The sequence below is a fragment of the Streptomyces sp. NRRL B-24085 genome (assembly GCF_001282115.1).
In the GTDB taxonomy this organism is placed as follows: Bacteria; Actinomycetota; Actinomycetes; order Streptomycetales; family Streptomycetaceae; genus Streptomyces.
In genome coordinates this window covers 20,828-38,181 of record NZ_LJBR01000072.1, presented here as the reverse complement: position 1 = coordinate 38,181, position 17,354 = coordinate 20,828, and the positions used below count along the sequence as shown (strand labels likewise).

Below are 17,354 nucleotides of genomic sequence, written 5' to 3'. Positions count from 1 at the left end.
CGCCACCCCCGGCACCCTGCCGCCCCCCGCACAGGACGCGCGCTGGGCCTACGAGACCAAGCAGGACGGCCAGCGGGCGGTCGTCTACCTCCCGGGGAACGGCGACCTGGTGCTGCGCGCCCGGTCCGGGGAGGACATCACCGGCGCCTATCCCGAACTGCGGCCGCTGGGCGCCGCGCTCGGCGCCACACCCGCGGTGCTGGACGGGGAGATCCTGGCACTGGACGAACAGGGCCGCGCGGACTTCCAGTTGCTGCAACCGCGCATGCAGCTGGCCCACGCCCCCGGCCGAGCCGCACGCCGGGCGGCCGAAGCCCCCGTCCACCTCGTGATCTTCGACCTGATGCACCTGGGGCGGCGCTCCCTCGTCACCGTCCCCTATGCGCGACGCCGGGCGCGACTGGACGAGCTGGGGCTCGCCGGACCCCACTGGTCCACTCCCTCCGCCCTCGTCGGCCACGGCGAACAGGCCCTGCGCGCCACCCGTGAACACGGCCTGGAAGGCCTGGTCTGCAAGCGGCTCGACTCGCTGTACGAACCGGGAGTGCGCTCCCGCGCCTGGATCAAGATCCGCAACATGCGCAGCGAGGACGTCGTCGTGGGCGGCTGGCTGCCCGGCAAGGGCCGGCTCACGGGCCTGCCGGGTGCGGTGCTGGTCGGACAGCGGGGCGAGGGACGGCTGCGGTACGTCGGCAGTGTGGGCACCGGATGGAGCGAGACGGAACGCACGGAGCTCGCCGCGCTGTTGGCGGCCGCGGCGACGGACGCGTGCCCCTTCGATCCCGTGCCGCGCGTCCCGGGCGCGCGCTGGGTGCTGCCCCGGCTGGTGGGCGAGGTCCGCTACAGCACCCGTACCCGGGCGGGGCTGCTGCGTCAGCCGTCCTGGCTGCGGCTGCGGCCGGACCTCGCGCCGGAGGACTCCTCGGCCGACCTCCCCGACCCGCCCGCCTGATCCGGGATGCCGGGCTCACCCGGGATGTTGGGTTCACCGTAACCGGAGCGACGCCTTCAGCCTCTTGGCGCGGACATGAAAAGCCGGGAAGCTGAACTCCCCAGTAACCCCACAGCCGTTGGGCTGCGCCCGGACCACGAGGAGGACGCAGTGGCGTCACCGTCGTTCAAGAAGCACCGCACGAGATGGCTCACCGGCCTGGCCGGCGCCGCCGCACTCGTCGTCGCCTTCCCCTCCGCCTCCTTCGCCGCTCCGCCCAAGGCACTGCCCGCCAACGCCGAGAGCGCCGAGTACACCTACCAGCCGGCCTTCGACTACGACACGGACGGCTGCTACCCGACACCGGCCATCGGTCCCGACGGCACCGTCAACGGCGGCCTCAAGCCGACGGGTTCGCTCAGCGGCGACTGCCATGACGCCGCGGACCTGGACAACACCAACACGTACTCGCGCTACAAGTGCAACAACGGCTGGTGCGCCTACCTGTACGGCCTGTACTTCGAGAAGGACCAGGCGCTGGCGAACAGCAGCATCGGCGGCCACCGGCACGACTGGGAACACGTCGTGATCTGGGTGCAGAACGGCACGGTCCAGTACGTCTCGACGTCCAACCACGGCTCGTTCACGGTCAGTGCCGCCTCCGGAGTCCGCTTCGACGGCACGCACGCGAAGATCGTCTACCACAAGGACGGCATCAGCACCCACTGCTTCCGGCTGGCCAACTCGAACGACGAGCCGCCGGAGAACGCCAAGGGCACCTGGCAGTACCCGCCGCTGGTCGGCTGGAACGGCTACCCGTCGGGGCTGCGCGACAAGCTGAGCGCGTACGACTTCGGCAGCGCCAACTTCGGCCTCAAGGACGCCAACTTCGCCGCGCACCTGTCGTCGGCGAAGCCGTCGGGGATCCCTTTCGACCCCAACGCCTGACCCGGTGACACGATCGGGCGCGGGACCTAGGTCCCCCGCGCCCGCGGGTTCCGTCCCGCGCCCGATCCCCGCCGCTCCGCCCCCCGCATAGCGTCCTGTTCATGGACACGACCGATACGAGCGACACGAGCGGGCACCTCGAAGAGGCCCTGGACCGCGTCCACGCGGCCGGCCCGGAGCGGGAGGGCTGGCTGAGCAACCACGCCCCCATGGTGGTCGAGGCGCTCGCCGCGCACGGACAGGCCGGCTCGGTGCACCGGTGGCTGGACCTGTACCGGGACAAGCTGGAGGACTTCCCCGACCGCACCGCTCCCGTCACGGACGACAACTGGCCCTCGGCACTGGGCGATCCGCGCCGGATCGCTGACTGGACGGACTACTACGCCCGCACGCTCGCCGAGCGCCCCTGGAAGGACGTCCTCGCCGAGTGGTGGCCGCGCCTGCTGCCGGGCCTGTACGGCGGCGCCACGCACACCGTCATCCGGGTCGGCCACGCCGTCCGCGCCCTGCGGGCCCACGAGAACGCGCCCCGGCTCACCGAACTCGCGCACGCGCTGGGCTACTGGGCGGCACGGCACCAGCCCGTGACCGGGCTCGCGGAGCTGCCGGGCGCCACGGCCGCCGCGGACGCCCTGGACGCCGTACCCGCCATCGAGCCGGGCCACCTGGGGTTCCGCGACCGTCTGGCCGCCGTACGCCGGCTGCCCGTCTGGGCGCGCGACGTCGCCGACCCGGACACCGCGAAGGAGCGGCTCACCGAGCTCGTGCGCGCCGCGACCCACCGCTACGCCACCCACGGCCACGGTGAGCCGACCATGCTCGTGCACGCGGCCACGGCCCCCAACGCCGTGCTGCGGACGCTGGACTGCCTCCCGCGCGACCAGTGGGTGCCGAGCCTGCACGCGGCCTGGACCGCGTCGGCGGCGGTCACGGCGATGTACGCGCCGGTGGCACCCGTCGTCCACGCCCCTCCCGCGCGCCTGACCGCCGAGGAGGTCGTGGAACGCGCCCTCGCCCACGGCGACGAACACGTCATCAAGCTCACCGACACGGCCCTGGACATCGGCGACGAACAGGCCCTCGCGGCCGCCCTGCGCTCGGTCGAACTCAGCGAACCGCTCGTCTGAGGCCGGTCCGCAATCGTGTCGCGCGGGATCGGCCCCGCATCGGATGATGACCGGATGGATCTTCACGAGGAACTGCCCGCCGCCGTCGACGCCGAGGCCCTGCTCGCCCTCGCCGACAGCCACCACGCCCGTCCCGTACGGCCGTTGGGCACCGGGGAGGCCGCCGGGCACCTGGTGAAGGTGTACGCGCTGGAGGCGCCCGGCCGTACGGTGTCCGACGCGGACGCCGAGGCCGGGCTGCGGATCGCCGCCCGCCATCTCGGACTCGGCCCGCTGCGGGGCTCCCTCGGGCTCGCCGTCCTGATCGTGCACGCGGGCGGCGACGGCGACTACGTCCTGGTCCAAAGCTGGATCGAGGGGCACATGGCGGACCTGGCGATCTTCACCGGTCCGGCGGGCGAGCCCGACGCGCTGCGGCCCGGCCGGGCGGGCCTGGCGCCCTGCGTGTGGGAGGCCGCCGTACTCGCGCACGAGCGGGACGCGTACTCCCGGCACGTCCTCAACGGCACCGGGTCGCTCGCCGGGCGGCTCACGGCCTGGGCCGCGGACACGGCCGCGGGTGACGTCCGATGAGCGACACCCCCCTCGTCCGGCACGCCGAGCGCGCCGACCTGCCCGCGGTCGCCGAACTCGCCGCCCGGCACGCGGAGTACGAGCGCGCGGCACCGCCCCCGCGGGACCTGCCCGACCGGCTGGCCGCGCTCCTCTTCGGCACACCCGCGCCCCGCCTGCGCTGCCTGGTGGCCGCACTCCCCGACGGCGAACTCGCCGGCTACGCCACCTGCGCTCCCGAACTCTCCACCTGGCGGGGCCGCGAGTACCTGCACATGGACTGTCTGTTCCTGCTCCCCGGGCACCGCGGTCTGGGACTCGGCGTGCTGCTCATGGAGGCGGTGACCGCCGAGGCCCGCGCCCTGGGGCTCGACGAGGTGCAGTGGCAGACGCCGACCTGGAACGACGGGGCGATGCGGTTCTACGACCGGTTGGGCGCCCGCGCCGGGCAGAAGGTCCGCTACTCCCTACCCGTCAACCCCTGAGCGTCAAACACGGAACCGCCGCAGGGTCTATCGTGTCCCGCATGTCCCTCCCGGAACTTGTCCGTATCGTCTCCCGTGACTCGCCGATGGCGCTGGCCCAAGTGAAGCGTGTCAGAAGCGAGTTGACTGCCCTCTACCCCGGCGTGCGCACCGAGGTCGTGCCGGTGAAGACCACCGGTGACAAGTGGATGGGCGACCTGTCCAAGGTCGAGGGCAAGGGCGCCTTCACCAAGGAGGTCGACGCCGCGCTGCTGGCCGGCGAGGCGGATCTCGCGGTGCACTGCGTGAAGGACGTGCCCGCCGACCGGCCGCTCCCCGCGGGCACCACGTTCGCGGCGTTCCTCAAGCGCGACGACATCCGCGACGCCCTGATCCACCCGGGCGGCCTGACCCTGGACGAACTTCCCGAGGGCACCCGGATCGGCACCTCCTCGGTGCGCCGCGTGGCCCAGCTCGCCGCCACCCACCCGCACCTGGAGTGCGTGCCGTTCCGCGGCAACGCCAACCGGCGCCTCGCGAAGCTGGCGGCCGGCGAGGCGGACGCGCTACTGCTCGCGGTCTCCGGCCTGGAGCGCATCGGCCGCGAGGACGTGATCAGCGAGATCCTCTCCCCCGAGACGATGATGCCGCCGATCGGCGCGGGCATCCTCGCCCTCCAGTGCAGGGAGGGCGACACCGAGCTGATCGACGCGGTCAGCGCGCTCGGTGATCCGGACACGTTCCGGGAGGCGACCGCGGAGCGGATGTTCCTGCACGTCCTCCAGGGCCACTGCAACAGCCCGATCGCGGGATACGCGCGCGTGGACCACGGCGGCGAACTGTCCCTGCGGGCCTGTGTGTTCACCGCGGACGGCAAGACGCGTCTGAACGCCCACGAGTGGGCGGGCCGACTGGATCCGGCCACGCTGGGCACCTCGGTCGCCGTGGCACTGCTGCGTCAGGGCGCCCGCGAGATCATCGACGGCATCCCGCACTGAACCCGCGCGGGATCAGGCGGTGCCCTCCTCGGCCTGGTCCCGCAGGAAGTTGCTGACCTGGCAGGCCAGGCCCTCGCGGCCCGCGCCCACGTGCGCGGCGCCCTCGTCGAGTCCGATGCCGCCCGCCCACAGCCGGCGGTCGGCCCACTCGTCGTCGACCCGCAACTGGATCTGCACGTCGATCTGGCCGAGGCTCGCCTCGGGGCCCGCCGCGAACAGCACGGCGGTGGCACGGCGCAGCGGGTAGACGTCGAAGCCCTCGATGAACTGCGAGTTGCGCCAGTCGATGAAGGCGCTCTCGCCGTCCGGCCCGATCCGCACGTCGATCTGACCGTCTTCCAGGTGGACGGTCGGATGCCGCTCGCCACGGTTCTCGACGGTCACCCGGACGCTGAAATACGTGAGCCCTTCGGCGGCGTCGTCGCGTCCACGCGGCGGCTCGGCCGCCTCCAGACGGTGGACGCGGACACGCAGACCGGCATGCTCGTCGTACTCCTGCCAGTCCCCGACCACGTTCGGCTCGTACACAGTGCACCTCTTCGACCTCAGAGAGCTGCTTCCTATCTGTGTGCTCAATGCACTGTCAAATGAGCAGAATGCGCTGTGGCCAGGGAATTCACCCCCTTTGATCACTGATCAAGCCGTGCGCAGGAAGAATCCGCCGATCGGCCGGAAAAACCCTTCCGCGGGCGTGCCGCACATCACGTCGCCCGTCCATGATCAACGGGCCAGGCGGCCGAGGAGCGAGGAGGCCGCGGTGATGCCGAGTACGGCGGCCACGGCCAGCACCCCGAAGTCGAGCGCGAGACGGGCGGGCGTGCCGAGGAGAAGGCCGCGCAGGGCCTCGACCTCGTAGCTGAGCGGGTTGACCTTGCTGACGGCCTGGAGCCAGCCCGGCATGACGGACAGCGGGTACAGGGCGTTGGAGCCGAAGAAGAGCGGCATGGTGATGGCCTGCCCGATGCCCATGAGGCGGTCCCGGCTGAGCACGATGCCGGCGATGGTCATCGACAGGCAGGAGAAGAACGCCGAGCCGAGGACCACGATCGCGCCGACGCCGAGGAGCCTGAGCGGGTTCCAGGTCAGGGACACCCCGAGCAGGGCGGCGATGACGATGACGACGACGGCCTGGATCAGCGACTTCACCCCGGCCGCGAAGGCCTTGCCGGTGGTTAGCGCCGAGCGCGGGGTGGGGGTGACCAGGAGTTTGTTGAGGATGCCCGCGTCGCGCTCCCAGATGATCTGGATGCCGTAGAAGATCGCGATGAACATGGCCGACTGGGCGATGATGCCGGGGGCCAGGTAGTCGATGTAGGGGATGCCCTGGGTGGGGATCGCCTTGATGCGGGTGAAGGTCTGGCCGAAGATCAGCAGCCACAGGGCGGGCTGGACGGCGCGGGTGTAGAGCTCGGTGCGGTCGTGGCGGAGCTTCTGAAGCTCCACCGCGCACATCGCCACCACCCGGGCGGGCAGCAGCCGCCAGCCCGCGCGGGGCTCCGGCGGCTTCAGCAGCAGACCGATGTCAGCCGACGCGGTTCGCGGTGCGGCGGGTGCTTCGGACATCGCGGAAATCCCCTCCCTCGTCCTCGAGTCCGCTGCCGGCGACGTCACGGAAGACGTCCTCCAGGGTCGGCAGGGTGTCGGTGCCCCGCTTCCCGGCCAGTGACCGCCTGAGTTCGGCGGGGGTGCCGAGGGCGCGGACGCGGCCGCGGTGCATGAGGCCGACCCGGTCGCAGTGCTGGTCGGCCTCGTCCATGTAGTGCGTGGTCACGAGGACGGTCATGCCGGTCGCCTCGCGTACGGCGTTGATGTGCTCCCAGACGCCGGTGCGGGCGATCGGGTCGAGGCCGATGGTCGGCTCGTCGAGGATCAGCAGCCGGGGCGCGCTGACCAGGGCCTGGGCGAGCTCCAGCCGCCGGACCATGCCGCCGGAGTAGGTGCCGGCGAGCCGGTCGGCGGCGTCGGTGAGGTCGACGGCGGCCAGGGCCTGGGCGACCCGCTCGGCGCGTTCCCTTCGGGCCACGTCGAAGACGCGGGCGAAGAGGGTGACGTTCTCGCGGCCGGTCAGGTTGGCGTCCGCCGACAACTGCTGGGGGACGTAGCCGAGCAGCCGGCGTACGGCCATCGGCTCGTCGGCGGTGTCGCGGCCGAAGACGCGGATCATCCCTGCGGGCACGGGCAGCAGGGTGGTGACGCAGCGGATGGCGGTGGTCTTGCCGGCGCCGTTGGGTCCGAGGAGTCCGAAGACCTCCCCCTCCTCGACGGTCAGGTCCAGCCCGTCCACGGCTCTGGTGTCACCGAAGGCGTAGGTCAGCCCCGTGCAGGCAACAGCTGCGGGTGTCATGTCTGCTCGGCCTCCTCGTGCAGATCGACGGCAAGCGCGCGAAGGGCCGGGAGCGCGGCGCGCAGGGCCTCCTGGTCGGCCGCGTCCAGCCGGGTGACGTGCCGGGTCACGAGCGCGACCCGCCGCTGCTTCCAGTCCCTGAGCCGCGTCTCGGCCTTGTCGGTGAGCAGCAGCCGGGCCGCGCGCCGGTCGGCGGGGTCGGTCTCGCGGACCAGATGGCCCTCCTTGACCAACTGGTTGACCAGGGTCGAGACGGAGTTTCCGGCCAGGAACAGCTCCTTGGCCGCGTCGGAGACCCGGATGCCGGGCCGCGACTCGACCAGGCGGAGCAGTTCGACCTCGGCGCCGCGCAGTCGTGGCACGGTCAGCCCGGCGCGCAGCCTGCGTCGGAGCAGTCGCTGGACGCCGACGAGGGCGTCGGCCAGCTCCTCGGGGAAGGTCTCTTCGTCCACACGGGTGACATTACCTCTGAGTCAGAGCTATCTCTCCCAAGAGCTGGTCAAGGCATACGGGATGATTGGAGTTTTTGTTTCATTTCAGCCCAGAGCGGGAATCCACTCAGCAGTGCTTCGGACAGGAGGCACGTTCGTGGGTGTCCCGCCGAGCGGGCCCCGGATGTCTCTCCCAGTGTCCGAGCGCGTGGCTCCCACGGTGTCTGTCCACCCAGCACCCGCTCAGGGAGGTGCGCGACATGTCCGTCGCCACCAGAACGAAGCCGCATCCGCACGACGACGCCCCCGACACCTACGAGGCGTTCGAGCGCCTGTCCCGCCTGCCCGAGGGGCCGGAGCGCAAGGCTCTGCGGGACGAGCTCGTGGAACTGTGGCTGCCCATGGCCGAGCGGATCGCCGTCCGCTTCCGGGGCCGCGGGGAGTCCCTCGAGGACCTCTACCAGGTGGCCGCCCTCGGGCTCGTCAAGGCCGTCGACCACTACGACCCGGCACGCGGCAGCGCCTTCGAGGCGTACGCGGTGCCGACGGTGACCGGCGAGATCAAGCGGCACTTCCGCGACCACATGTGGACGCTGCACGTGCCGCGCCGGGTGCAGGACCTGCGCAACCGGGTCCGGCAGGCGTCGAAGGAGCTCGCGCAGACCCCCGGCCGGGCGCCCACCGTCGCCGAGATCGCCGAGCAGGCGCACCTGACCGAGGACGAGGTGCGCACGGGTGCGGAGGCCCTGGAGTGCTTCTCGGCGCTGTCGCTGGAGGCGGAGATGCCCGGCACGGACGGCTACGCCCTGGGCGACGCGCTCGGCGGCCCCGACCCCGGCTACGACGTGGTCGTCGACCGCGTGGCCGTCGGGCCCCGCCTCAAGGCGCTGCCGGAGCGCGAGCGGACCATCCTCTACCTGCGCTTCTTCCGGGGCATGACCCAGAGCGGCATAGCCGAGGAACTCGGCATCTCGCAGATGCACGTCTCCCGGCTGCTCAGCACGTGCTTCGCGCAGCTCCGCGACGAGGTCCTGGCCGACGACCGCTGAGCGCTCCGGGCGGGGTCACTCGGGCGACGCCCCCGGAATCTGCGTCGGACCGTACCGGTCGAGAGCCTCCTCCAGCTCCACGCGGATCTCCCGGGGGATCTCACCGGACCGCCCCCAGATGAGGATCAGCTCCGCGACGTTGCGCAGCTTGATGTTGGTGTGCTGGGAGACGTCCTTCAGCACGGCCCAGCCCTCGTCCGGGGTGATCCGGCCGAGCGCGACGACCATGCCGATGGCCTGGTCCACGACCGCGTGGGAGGCGACCGCTTCCTTGAGCTGGCCGATCTCCTCCTGGAGGGCGAAGATCCGGTCGGACTCGTCGGCTGGTTCGTTCGGTACGACTGGCACGTGTCCATCCTGTCACCCGGACGGGTCCGCGCCACCGGGCACAGGCGAACGGGCCACCGTTTCGGCGGCGCCCCCGGGGTACTCGGCAGGCGCCCGGAGCGGTTCCGGACGGACACTGGAGGAAGACCGCCCGGTGGCCGCCGGCCGACGAGAGCAGGACGCGACTGCCATGAACCACGATCCGCAGCATCCCACCGCGACCGCGGACGTCGTCTCCACCCACCATGTCTTCGGGGCGCCCTGCTGGGTCAGCCTGACCAGCCGCGACCAGCAGACCACGGAGGACTTCTACGGGGCCGTCCTCGGCTGGGAGTGGAAGCCCGCGAAGCTCGGCGAGCGCTTCCGGGTCGCGCTGGCGGACGGCACGCCGGTCGCCGGCATCGCGGCGGTCGCGTCGATGTGGCAGATGGCGGTGGCCTGGACGCCGTACTTCGCGGTGCCCAGCGCGGACGAGGCGGCGGCGCGCGTACAGGAACGCGGCGGCACGCTGGCGGTCGGTCCGCTGTCCTTCCCGCCCGGCCGGGCGGCCCTGCTCTCCGACCGCGACGGAGCGACCTTCGGCGTCTGGGAGGGCCACCTCGTCTCCAACTGGGAGGTGTGGCGACGGGCCCAGCCGGCCTTCGTCCGGCTCCACACCCGCGACGCGTTCGACGCCGCCATCTTCTACGGCGAGGTCCTCGACTGGGCGACCGAGCGCCCCGACTGCTGCGAGGTCCGCTACGAGGGCGACGAGGTGGTGCTGCGCAGCGGCGGCGACGTGGTGGCGCGCATCGAGTCGGGGGCGCTGGGCTCGGCCCCCGATCCCGCGATCCGGCCGCACTGGCAGGTCCACTTCGCGGTCGAGGACGTGGCGGCCTGCGCCAAGGCGGCCGAGGTCCACGGCGGCAGCGTGCTCTCCCACGTCCCCACCGAGGCCGTACTGCGCGACCCGGACGGCGCGCAGTTCACGGTCACGACCCGCCGGACACGCTGAGAACGAGGGCCCCGGGCGCCAGGGCTTCCCCCGGCCCGACTTCCGCCTCGACGGCCGTCCCTCGCGGGTGAGGGGCACCCGGCCCACAGCCGTCTCGCACCACACGCACTGAAGGGCGAGGCCCCCCGAGCCTCGCCCTTCATTCACGCCCCGCGCCTGACAGCGTCACCCTTCACGAACCCCCGCGGGACGGCCGCGACAGCAGAACCAGGCTGCGGGCCTCCACCGTCATCCGGGTGCCGGCCTTGTGTTCGGCCTCGTCGGCGCCCTGGGGCTCGGACGTGTCGAGCACCGTCGTCCAGCGTTCGCCGTAGGACGGGTCCGGGAGGCGGAAGTCGACGGGCTCCCAGTGGCCGTTCAGCAGCAGCAGGAACGAGTCGTCGACCACCGGGTTCCCCCGCGCGTCGGGCTCGGCGATGGCGTCGCCGTTGAGGAAGACACCGACGGCGTGCGCGTCGGAGCGCTGCCAGTCCTCCTCGGCCATCTCGCGGGCGTCCGGCAGCAGCCAGACCAGGTCGGGCAGCGGCTGCCCGGCGTGCGTCACGGTCTCACCGCGGAAGAAGCGGCGCCTGCGCAGGACGGGGTGCGCCGCGCGCAGACCGATCACGTACCGGGTGAAGTCGGCGAGTTCGCGCTGTTCCTCGGTCAGCTCCCAGTCGATCCAGGAGATCTCGTTGTCCTGGCAGTAGGCGTTGTTGTTGCCCCGCTGCGTACGGCCGAGTTCGTCGCCGTGGCAGAGCATCGGGATGCCCTGCGAGAGCAGCAGGGTGGCGAGGAAGTTCCGCTGCTGGCGGGCCCTCAGCTCCAGGATGGCGGGGTCGTCGGTCTCGCCCTCGGCCCCGCAGTTCCAGGACCGGTTGGCGCTCTCGCCGTCCTGACCGTCCTCACCGTTGGCCTCGTTGTGCTTGTCGTTGTACGACACGAGGTCGCGCAGGGTGAACCCGTCGTGCGCGGTCACGAAGTTGACGCTGGCACGCGGGCGCCGCCGGCTGTGCTGGTACAGGTCGGACGAGCCGGTCAGCCGGGACGCGAACTCCCCGAGCGTGTGGGGCTCGCCCCGCCAGAAGTCCCGTACCGCGTCCCGGTACTTGCCGTTCCACTCCGACCACAGCGGCGGGAAGTTGCCGACCTGGTAGCCGCCCTCCCCCACGTCCCACGGCTCGGCGATCAGCTTGACGCGGCTGATCACCGGGTCCTGCTGGATGAGGTCGAAGAACGCCGACAGCCGGTCCACCTCGTGGAACTGCCGGGCCAGGGTGGCCGCGAGGTCGAAGCGGAAGCCGTCGACGTGCATCTCGGTCACCCAGTACCGGAGCGAGTCCATGATCAGCTGGAGCACGTACGGGTGCCGCATGAGCAGGCTGTTCCCGGTACCGGTGGTGTCGTAGTAGTGCTCCCAGTCGCCGTCCACCAGCCGGTAGTACGAGGCGTTGTCGATGCCCCGGAAGGAGAGTGTGGGCCCCTTCTCGTTGCCCTCGGCGGTGTGGTTGTAGACGACGTCGAGGATCACCTCGAGTCCGGCCGCGTGCAGCGCCTTCACCATCACCTTGAACTCGGTGACCTGCTGCCCCCGGGTGCCGTGGGCGGCGTAGGCGTTGTGGGGCGCGAAGAAGCCGATCGTGTTGTAGCCCCAGTAGTTGGCCAGGCCCCGGTCCTGGAGCACCCCGTCCTGCACGAACTGGTGCACCGGCATCAGCTCGACGGCGGTGACGCCGAGCGAGGTCAGGTGGTCGATCACCGCGGGGTGCGCGAGACCGGCGTAGGTGCCGCGCAGTTCCGGCGGGACGTCCGGGTGGGTGCGGGAGAGCCCGCGGACGTGGGCCTCGTAGATCACGCTGTCGGCGTAGGGCCGGCGGGGCGGCCGGTCGTCGCCCCAGTCGAAGGCCGGATCGGTGACCACGCCGAGCATGGTGTGCCCGGCGCTGTCGGCCTCGGGGGTGTGCAGCGAGGGGTGGCTGTCCACCTGCCCGTCCACCGCTTTGGCGTACGGGTCGAGGAGCAGCTTCGACGGATCACACCGGTGGCCGAACGAGGGCTGCCAGGGTCCGTGCACCCGATAGCCGTAACGCTGGCCCGGTCCTACGCCGGGCACGTAGCCGTGCCAGACGAATCCGTCGACCTCGGTCAGCGGGACGCCGGTGTGGGCGCCCCGCTCGTCCACCAGAACGAGTTCGACACGCTCGGCGACCTCGCTGAACAGGGCGAAGTTGGTGCCCTCTCCGTCGAACGAGGCGCCCAGCGGGTAGGGGTGCCCGCTCCAGGCCGGCACCCGCTTCCCGTTTCCGTCCGGCTTCTTCCTGGACGACGCCATGCTCAGCACCCGCCGTCGGCGGTCGCGGCGGCCAGGGCCGCGACCGGCATCTCGCGCGGCACCTGGAGCACCTCCCGCAGGCTCGGGGCGGGGGCCGTCGGCACGAGCGGGACGCGCTCGCCGGCGCGGGCCCGCTGCGAGAACCAGATGACCTTGCTCCCGGTGTCGGTGGCGCAGCAGCCCCAGCCGTCGCTCATCGCGGCGATCCGTTCCAGGCAGGCGCGCAGATCCAGGTCAGGGCGCAGGTCGCAGTCGTTCTCGGCGACGGCGGTGATGAGGTGCTGGCCGTTCCACCACAGCTCGATGGAGGTGTTCTTGTCCGTCGCGTGCTCGTCGATGGCCTTGAGCAGCAGTTCGGCACCGCGGCAGACGGGTTCGACCAGGGTCTCCAGGTCCCAGAGCCGTAGATGGGCGGCCAGGATGCGCCTGACCTGCCCGACCCGTTCCGGGCTGACCTCCACGTCGAGGTGGTAGTAGCAGGGCACTGCGGTCTTCATCGTCACTCCTCACCGGCGAAGCTCCCGCTCCCTCCCGGCCCCCGCGGGACCGGGCCCCGTGACACGGAGCGTGAGCGCTGATCGCTTCAGAGTCACTCCAGAGTGGGAGTGCTACGCCATTCGTGCAACACGAGCGACTGGCGAGGTAGTTGAAGAACCAACAAGACGCTGAGTTGTCGCGCGTGCACCATGAGTGAAGATCTCTTGAATCCCGGATCTTCCTGAGCCCTGGATCTTCCCGAGCCCGGACCCTTCCGCGCCCTGGAGCTTCCCGAGTCCGAAAGGTGAACGGCGCCATGCTGCTACCGGCCAAAGCCGAGGTCGCCCGGCAACTGCGGCGCTATCGCGCCTGGGAGCGCGTCATGCTCGCCTCCCCCGCCGACCGCGACGTCCGGGCCACCTTCGAGGACTCGGGCTACACGCTGTGCGTGCTGATGGGCAAGCGCTGCGCACGTGAGGCGGCCGAGGCCGCAGAGCGCTACCTCAGCAGCAGCGTGGTGGCCTACCTCCAGGAGCAGAGCGACCTCCCCCGGGCGGGTGCCGTCGCCAGACGCGGTCCGCCGAGGGCCGCGGAACGTTCCCCCGCGGGGAGGTAACCCCTTCCGGTGCAGCTTCGATCCCCGGCCGGGCGCAGTCAGCGTCCGGCCTCGAGCACGGCGGAGGCGAGAGCATGAGTACCACCCCGGTCATCGGCCGCATCCCGGTTCGGGACGTCCGCCCTGCCGTCGATTCCGGCAGGCGCCCGGCGAAGGCGGTCGTGGGAGAGACCTTCGAGGTCACCGCGACGGTCTTCCGCGAGGGGCATGACGCGGTCGCCGCGAACGTCGTCCTGACCGACCCGGAAGGGCGGCACGGCCCCTGGACGCCGATGCGGGAACTGTCGCCCGGCAGCGATCGCTGGGGGGCGGAGGTCACCCCGGACGTCGAGGGCCGCTGGACGTACCGCGTCGAGGCCTGGAGCGATCCGGTCGGCACCTGGCGCCGCGTCGCCCGCATAAAGGTTCCTGCCGGTCTCGACACCGGGCTGGTCCTGGAGGAGGGCGCCGAGCTCTACACCCGTGCGGCGGCGGGCGTCCCGGAGGGACCGCAGCACGCGGTGCTGCTGGCCGCGGCGGAGACGCTCGCGGACGACTCCCTGCCGGTCGCCACCCGATTGGCCGCCGCGCTGACTCCGGATGTGGACGCGGTCCTCGCCCGTCATCCGCTGCGGGAGTTGATCACGGCGTCGGAGTCGTTGCCGCTGCTGGTGGAGCGGGAGCGGGCGTTGTTCGGGTCGTGGTACGAGTTCTTCCCGCGGTCGGAGGGCACCCCGGAGCGGCCGCACGGCACGTTCCGTACGGCGGCGCGCCGGCTGCCGGCGATCGCGGCGATGGGCTTCGACGTGGTGTACCTGCCGCCGATCCATCCGATCGGGACGACGTTTCGCAAGGGCCGCAACAACACGCTCTCCGCCGGGCCCGAGGACGTGGGGGTGCCGTGGGCGATCGGCTCGCCGGAGGGCGGGCACGACGCCGTCCACCCGGATCTGGGCACGATCGAGGACTTCGACTGGTTCGTCCAGCAGGCGGCCGAGCAGGGTCTGGAGATCGCGCTGGACTTCGCGTTGCAGTGCTCGCCGGACCATCCGTGGGTGCACAAGCATCCGGAGTGGTTCCACCACCGCCCGGACGGGACGATCGCGTATGCGGAGAATCCGCCGAAGAAGTACCAGGACATCTATCCGATCGCCTTCGACGCGGATCTGGAGGGGCTGATCGCGGAGACCTGCCGGGTGCTGCGGCACTGGATGGGTCACGGGGTGCGGATCTTCCGGGTGGACAATCCGCACACCAAGCCGGTGGTGTTCTGGGAGCGGGTGATCGCCGACATCAACGCCACCGACCCGGATGTGATCTTCCTTGCGGAGGCGTTCACGCGGCCGGCGATGATGCACACCCTGGCCCAGATCGGTTTCCAGCAGTCGTACACCTACTTCACCTGGCGCAACACCAAGGAGGAGCTGACCGAGTACCTGACGGAGCTCTCGGGTGAGGCGGCCTCCTACATGCGGCCGAACTTCTTCGCCAACACCCCCGACATCCTGCACGCCTTCCTCCAGCACGGCGGCCGGAACGCGTTCGCGCTGCGCGCGGTGCTGGCCGCGACGCTCTCGCCGACCTGGGGCATCTACTCCGGCTACGAACTCGCCGAGAACACCCCCCTGCGCGAGGGCAGCGAGGAGTACCTCGACTCGGAGAAGTACCAGCTCAAGACCCGCGACTGGGACACCCCCGACTCCCTCGCCCCCCTGATCACCCAGCTCAACACCACCAGGCGCCGGCACCCCGCCCTCCAGCACCTGCGGAACATCCGCTTCCACCACACCGACAACGACATGGTCATCGCCTACAGCAAGCGCACCGGCGACGACACGGTCCTGGTGGTCGTGAACCTCGACCCGCACCACACCCAGGAGGCCACGGTCTCGTTGGACATGCCGCAACTCGGCCTGGAATGGCACGAGTCCCTGTCCGTCCACGACGAACTGACGGGTGAGACCCACCACTGGAGCAGAAGCAACTACGTGCGCCTGGAGCCCGGCCGGGCCCCCGCGCATCTGTTCCAGGTCCGTAGGTCGGCGCCTCAGATCGGAGGATCCACAGCGTGACTGTCAACGAGCCCGTCCACGACACCTTCGAGGACACCCCGGCCAAGGACCGGGACCCCGACTGGTTCAAACGCGCGGTCTTCTACGAGGTGCTGGTCCGTTCCTTCCAGGACAGCAACGGCGACGGCGTCGGCGACCTCAAGGGCCTGACCGCCAAACTGGACTACCTCCAGTGGCTCGGTGTCGACTGCCTGTGGCTGCCGCCCTTCTTCAAGTCACCGCTCAGGGACGGCGGGTACGACGTCTCGGACTACACCGCCGTGCTGCCGGAGTTCGGTGACCTCGCCGACTTCGTGGAGTTCGTCGACGCCGCCCACCAGCGCGGCATGCGCGTGATCATCGACTTCGTCATGAACCACACCAGCGACCAGCACCCGTGGTTCCAGGAGTCCCGCAAGGACCCCGACGGCCCCTACGGCGACTACTACATGTGGGCCGACGACGACAAGCAGTACGAGGACGCGCGGATCATCTTCGTCGACACCGAGGCCTCCAACTGGACCCACGACCCGGTGCGCGGCCAGTACTACTTCCACCGCTTCTTCTCCCACCAGCCGGACCTCAACTACGAGAACCCGGCCGTCCAGGAGGAGATCCTGGCCGCCCTCCGCTTCTGGCTCGACCTCGGCATCGACGGCTTCCGCCTCGACGCCGTCCCCTATCTGTACGCGGCTGAGGGCACCAACTGCGAGAACCTGCCCGCCACTCACCAGTTCCTGAAGCGGGTGCGCCGCGAGATCGACGCCTTGTACCCGGACACGGTGCTGCTGGCGGAGGCGAACCAGTGGCCGGAGGACGTCGTCGACTACTTCGGCGACTACCAGGCCGGTGGCGACGAGTGCCACATGGCCTTCCACTTCCCGGTCATGCCCCGCATCTTCATGGCGGTGCGCCGCGAGTCCCGCTACCCCGTCTCGGAGATCCTGGCCAAGACCCCGGCGATCCCGCAGAACTGCCAGTGGGGCATCTTCCTGCGCAACCACGACGAGCTGACCCTCGAAATGGTCACCGACGAGGAACGCGACTACATGTGGGCCGAGTACGCGAAGGACCCGCGTATGCGCGCCAACATCGGCATCAGGCGGCGCCTGGCCCCGCTCCTCGACAACGACCGTGACACGATCGAGCTGTTCACCGCCCTGCTGCTGTCCCTGCCGGGGTCGCCGATCCTCTACTACGGCGACGAGATCGGCATGGGCGACAACATCTGGCTCGGCGACCGCGACGCCGTTCGCACCCCGATGCAGTGGACCCCCGACCGCAACGCCGGCTTCTCCACGGCCGATCCGGGGCGGCTCAGCCTGCCGATCATCATGGACCCGGTCTACGGGCACCAGGTCACCAACGTCGAGGCGTCGATGGCCTCCCCGTCCTCCCTGCTGCACTGGACCCGCCGGATGATCGAGATCCGCAAGCAGAACCCCGCGTTCGGTCTGGGCACCTTCACCGAGCTGCACTCCTCCAACCCGGCGGTGCTGGCCTTCCTGCGGGAGTACGAGGACGACCTGGTCCTGTGTGTGAACAACTTCTCCCGGTTCGCGCAGCCCACGGAACTGGACCTGCGTGAGTTCGACGGCCGGCACCCGGTCGAGCTGTTCGGCGGGGTGCGCTTCCCGGCCATCGGTGAACTGCCGTACCTGCTGACCCTCGGCGGGCACGGCTTCTACTGGTTCCGGCTCTCCCGAGTCGCATCCCGCATCGGCCGACGCCATTGAGCGTGCCGACGAAAGGACG

18 protein-coding genes are annotated in these 17,354 nt (G+C 70.9%); 11 read left to right on the top strand and 7 right to left on the bottom strand.

Annotation, left to right across the window (positions count from 1 at the left end; genetic code table 11):
- From AOJ26_RS11180 to hemC, 6 genes are all read left to right on the top strand, one after another.
- The coding region (locus AOJ26_RS11180; protein WP_053848079.1) for an ATP-dependent DNA ligase at positions 1-952 on the top strand (952 nt) is incomplete at its 5' end.
- A gap of 150 nt (positions 953-1,102) precedes the next feature.
- Positions 1,103-1,879, top strand: coding sequence for an NPP1 family protein (locus AOJ26_RS11175; protein WP_053848078.1), 777 nt, complete (start codon positions 1,103-1,105; stop codon positions 1,877-1,879).
- Between the two features lie 101 nt (positions 1,880-1,980).
- Positions 1,981-3,006 (top strand): questin oxidase family protein, encoded by a 1,026-nt coding sequence (locus AOJ26_RS11170; RefSeq protein ID WP_053848077.1) that lies wholly within the window; start codon positions 1,981-1,983, stop codon positions 3,004-3,006.
- 54 nt (positions 3,007-3,060) lie between these two features.
- Complete coding sequence (locus AOJ26_RS11165; protein ID WP_053848076.1) at positions 3,061-3,579, top strand: hypothetical protein; 519 nt, start codon at positions 3,061-3,063, stop codon at positions 3,577-3,579.
- Positions 3,576-4,043: a GNAT family N-acetyltransferase gene (locus AOJ26_RS11160; RefSeq protein ID WP_053848075.1), complete on the top strand. Its 468-nt coding sequence runs from the start codon at positions 3,576-3,578 to the stop codon at positions 4,041-4,043. The genes AOJ26_RS11165 and AOJ26_RS11160 overlap by 4 nt, the downstream gene beginning before the upstream one ends.
- Before the next feature lie 41 nt (positions 4,044-4,084).
- A complete protein-coding gene (gene hemC, locus AOJ26_RS11155) occupies positions 4,085-5,020 on the top strand; it encodes a hydroxymethylbilane synthase (RefSeq protein WP_053848074.1) in 936 nt (311 codons plus the stop codon).
- A 12-nt stretch (positions 5,021-5,032) separates the two neighbouring features.
- Here the strand turns inward: hemC and AOJ26_RS11150 are convergent, their stop codons facing one another.
- From AOJ26_RS11150 to AOJ26_RS11135, 4 genes are all read right to left on the bottom strand, one after another.
- On the bottom strand, positions 5,033-5,548 hold the full coding sequence (locus AOJ26_RS11150) for a hypothetical protein (RefSeq protein WP_053848073.1): 516 nt from the start codon (positions 5,546-5,548) through the stop codon (positions 5,033-5,035).
- A 192-nt stretch (positions 5,549-5,740) separates the two neighbouring features.
- The gene (locus AOJ26_RS11145) at positions 5,741-6,583 is read right to left on the bottom strand and encodes an ABC transporter permease (protein WP_053848072.1); all 843 of its coding nucleotides are present in this window, start codon (positions 6,581-6,583) and stop codon (positions 5,741-5,743) included.
- The gene (locus AOJ26_RS11140; RefSeq protein ID WP_053848071.1) at positions 6,543-7,364 is read right to left on the bottom strand and encodes an ABC transporter ATP-binding protein; all 822 of its coding nucleotides are present in this window, start codon (positions 7,362-7,364) and stop codon (positions 6,543-6,545) included. Before AOJ26_RS11140 ends, AOJ26_RS11145 begins: the two co-directional genes overlap by 41 nt.
- On the bottom strand, positions 7,361-7,816 hold the full coding sequence (locus AOJ26_RS11135) for a MarR family winged helix-turn-helix transcriptional regulator (RefSeq protein ID WP_053848070.1): 456 nt from the start codon (positions 7,814-7,816) through the stop codon (positions 7,361-7,363). The genes AOJ26_RS11140 and AOJ26_RS11135 overlap by 4 nt, the downstream gene beginning before the upstream one ends.
- 239 nt (positions 7,817-8,055) lie before the next feature.
- On the opposite strand from AOJ26_RS11135, the gene AOJ26_RS11130 reads away from it, so the two are divergent.
- Positions 8,056-8,844 carry an RNA polymerase sigma factor SigF gene (locus AOJ26_RS11130; protein WP_053848069.1) on the top strand — a complete coding sequence of 263 codons (789 nt, stop codon included), beginning with the start codon at positions 8,056-8,058 and terminating at the stop codon, positions 8,842-8,844.
- A 15-nt stretch (positions 8,845-8,859) separates the two neighbouring features.
- On the opposite strand, the gene AOJ26_RS11125 is transcribed toward AOJ26_RS11130, so the two are convergent.
- Positions 8,860-9,192 carry an ANTAR domain-containing protein gene (locus AOJ26_RS11125; protein ID WP_053848068.1) on the bottom strand — a complete coding sequence of 111 codons (333 nt, stop codon included), beginning with the start codon at positions 9,190-9,192 and terminating at the stop codon, positions 8,860-8,862.
- A 169-nt stretch (positions 9,193-9,361) separates the two neighbouring features.
- On the opposite strand from AOJ26_RS11125, the gene AOJ26_RS11120 reads away from it, so the two are divergent.
- The gene (locus AOJ26_RS11120) at positions 9,362-10,165 is read left to right on the top strand and encodes a VOC family protein (protein WP_053848067.1); all 804 of its coding nucleotides are present in this window, start codon (positions 9,362-9,364) and stop codon (positions 10,163-10,165) included.
- Between the two features lie 172 nt (positions 10,166-10,337).
- Here the strand turns inward: AOJ26_RS11120 and glgX are convergent, their stop codons facing one another.
- A complete protein-coding gene (gene glgX, locus AOJ26_RS11115; RefSeq protein WP_053848066.1) occupies positions 10,338-12,476 on the bottom strand; it encodes a glycogen debranching protein GlgX in 2,139 nt (712 codons plus the stop codon).
- A 2-nt stretch (positions 12,477-12,478) separates the two neighbouring features.
- Positions 12,479-12,973 carry a hypothetical protein gene (locus AOJ26_RS11110; RefSeq protein WP_031052851.1) on the bottom strand — a complete coding sequence of 165 codons (495 nt, stop codon included), beginning with the start codon at positions 12,971-12,973 and terminating at the stop codon, positions 12,479-12,481.
- 296 nt (positions 12,974-13,269) lie between these two features.
- On the opposite strand from AOJ26_RS11110, the gene AOJ26_RS11105 reads away from it, so the two are divergent.
- The 3 genes from AOJ26_RS11105 to treS all read left to right on the top strand — a co-directional run bounded on the left by AOJ26_RS11105 (position 13,270) and on the right by treS (position 17,335).
- Complete coding sequence (locus tag AOJ26_RS11105) at positions 13,270-13,569, top strand: DUF5133 domain-containing protein (protein ID WP_053848081.1); 300 nt, start codon at positions 13,270-13,272, stop codon at positions 13,567-13,569.
- Between the two features lie 74 nt (positions 13,570-13,643).
- A complete protein-coding gene (locus AOJ26_RS11100; RefSeq protein WP_053848065.1) occupies positions 13,644-15,620 on the top strand; it encodes an alpha-1,4-glucan--maltose-1-phosphate maltosyltransferase in 1,977 nt (658 codons plus the stop codon).
- Positions 15,617-17,335 (top strand): maltose alpha-D-glucosyltransferase, encoded by a 1,719-nt coding sequence (gene treS / locus AOJ26_RS11095; protein WP_053848064.1) that lies wholly within the window; start codon positions 15,617-15,619, stop codon positions 17,333-17,335. Before AOJ26_RS11100 ends, treS begins: the two co-directional genes overlap by 4 nt.
- The last annotated feature ends 19 nt before the right edge of the window (positions 17,336-17,354 follow it).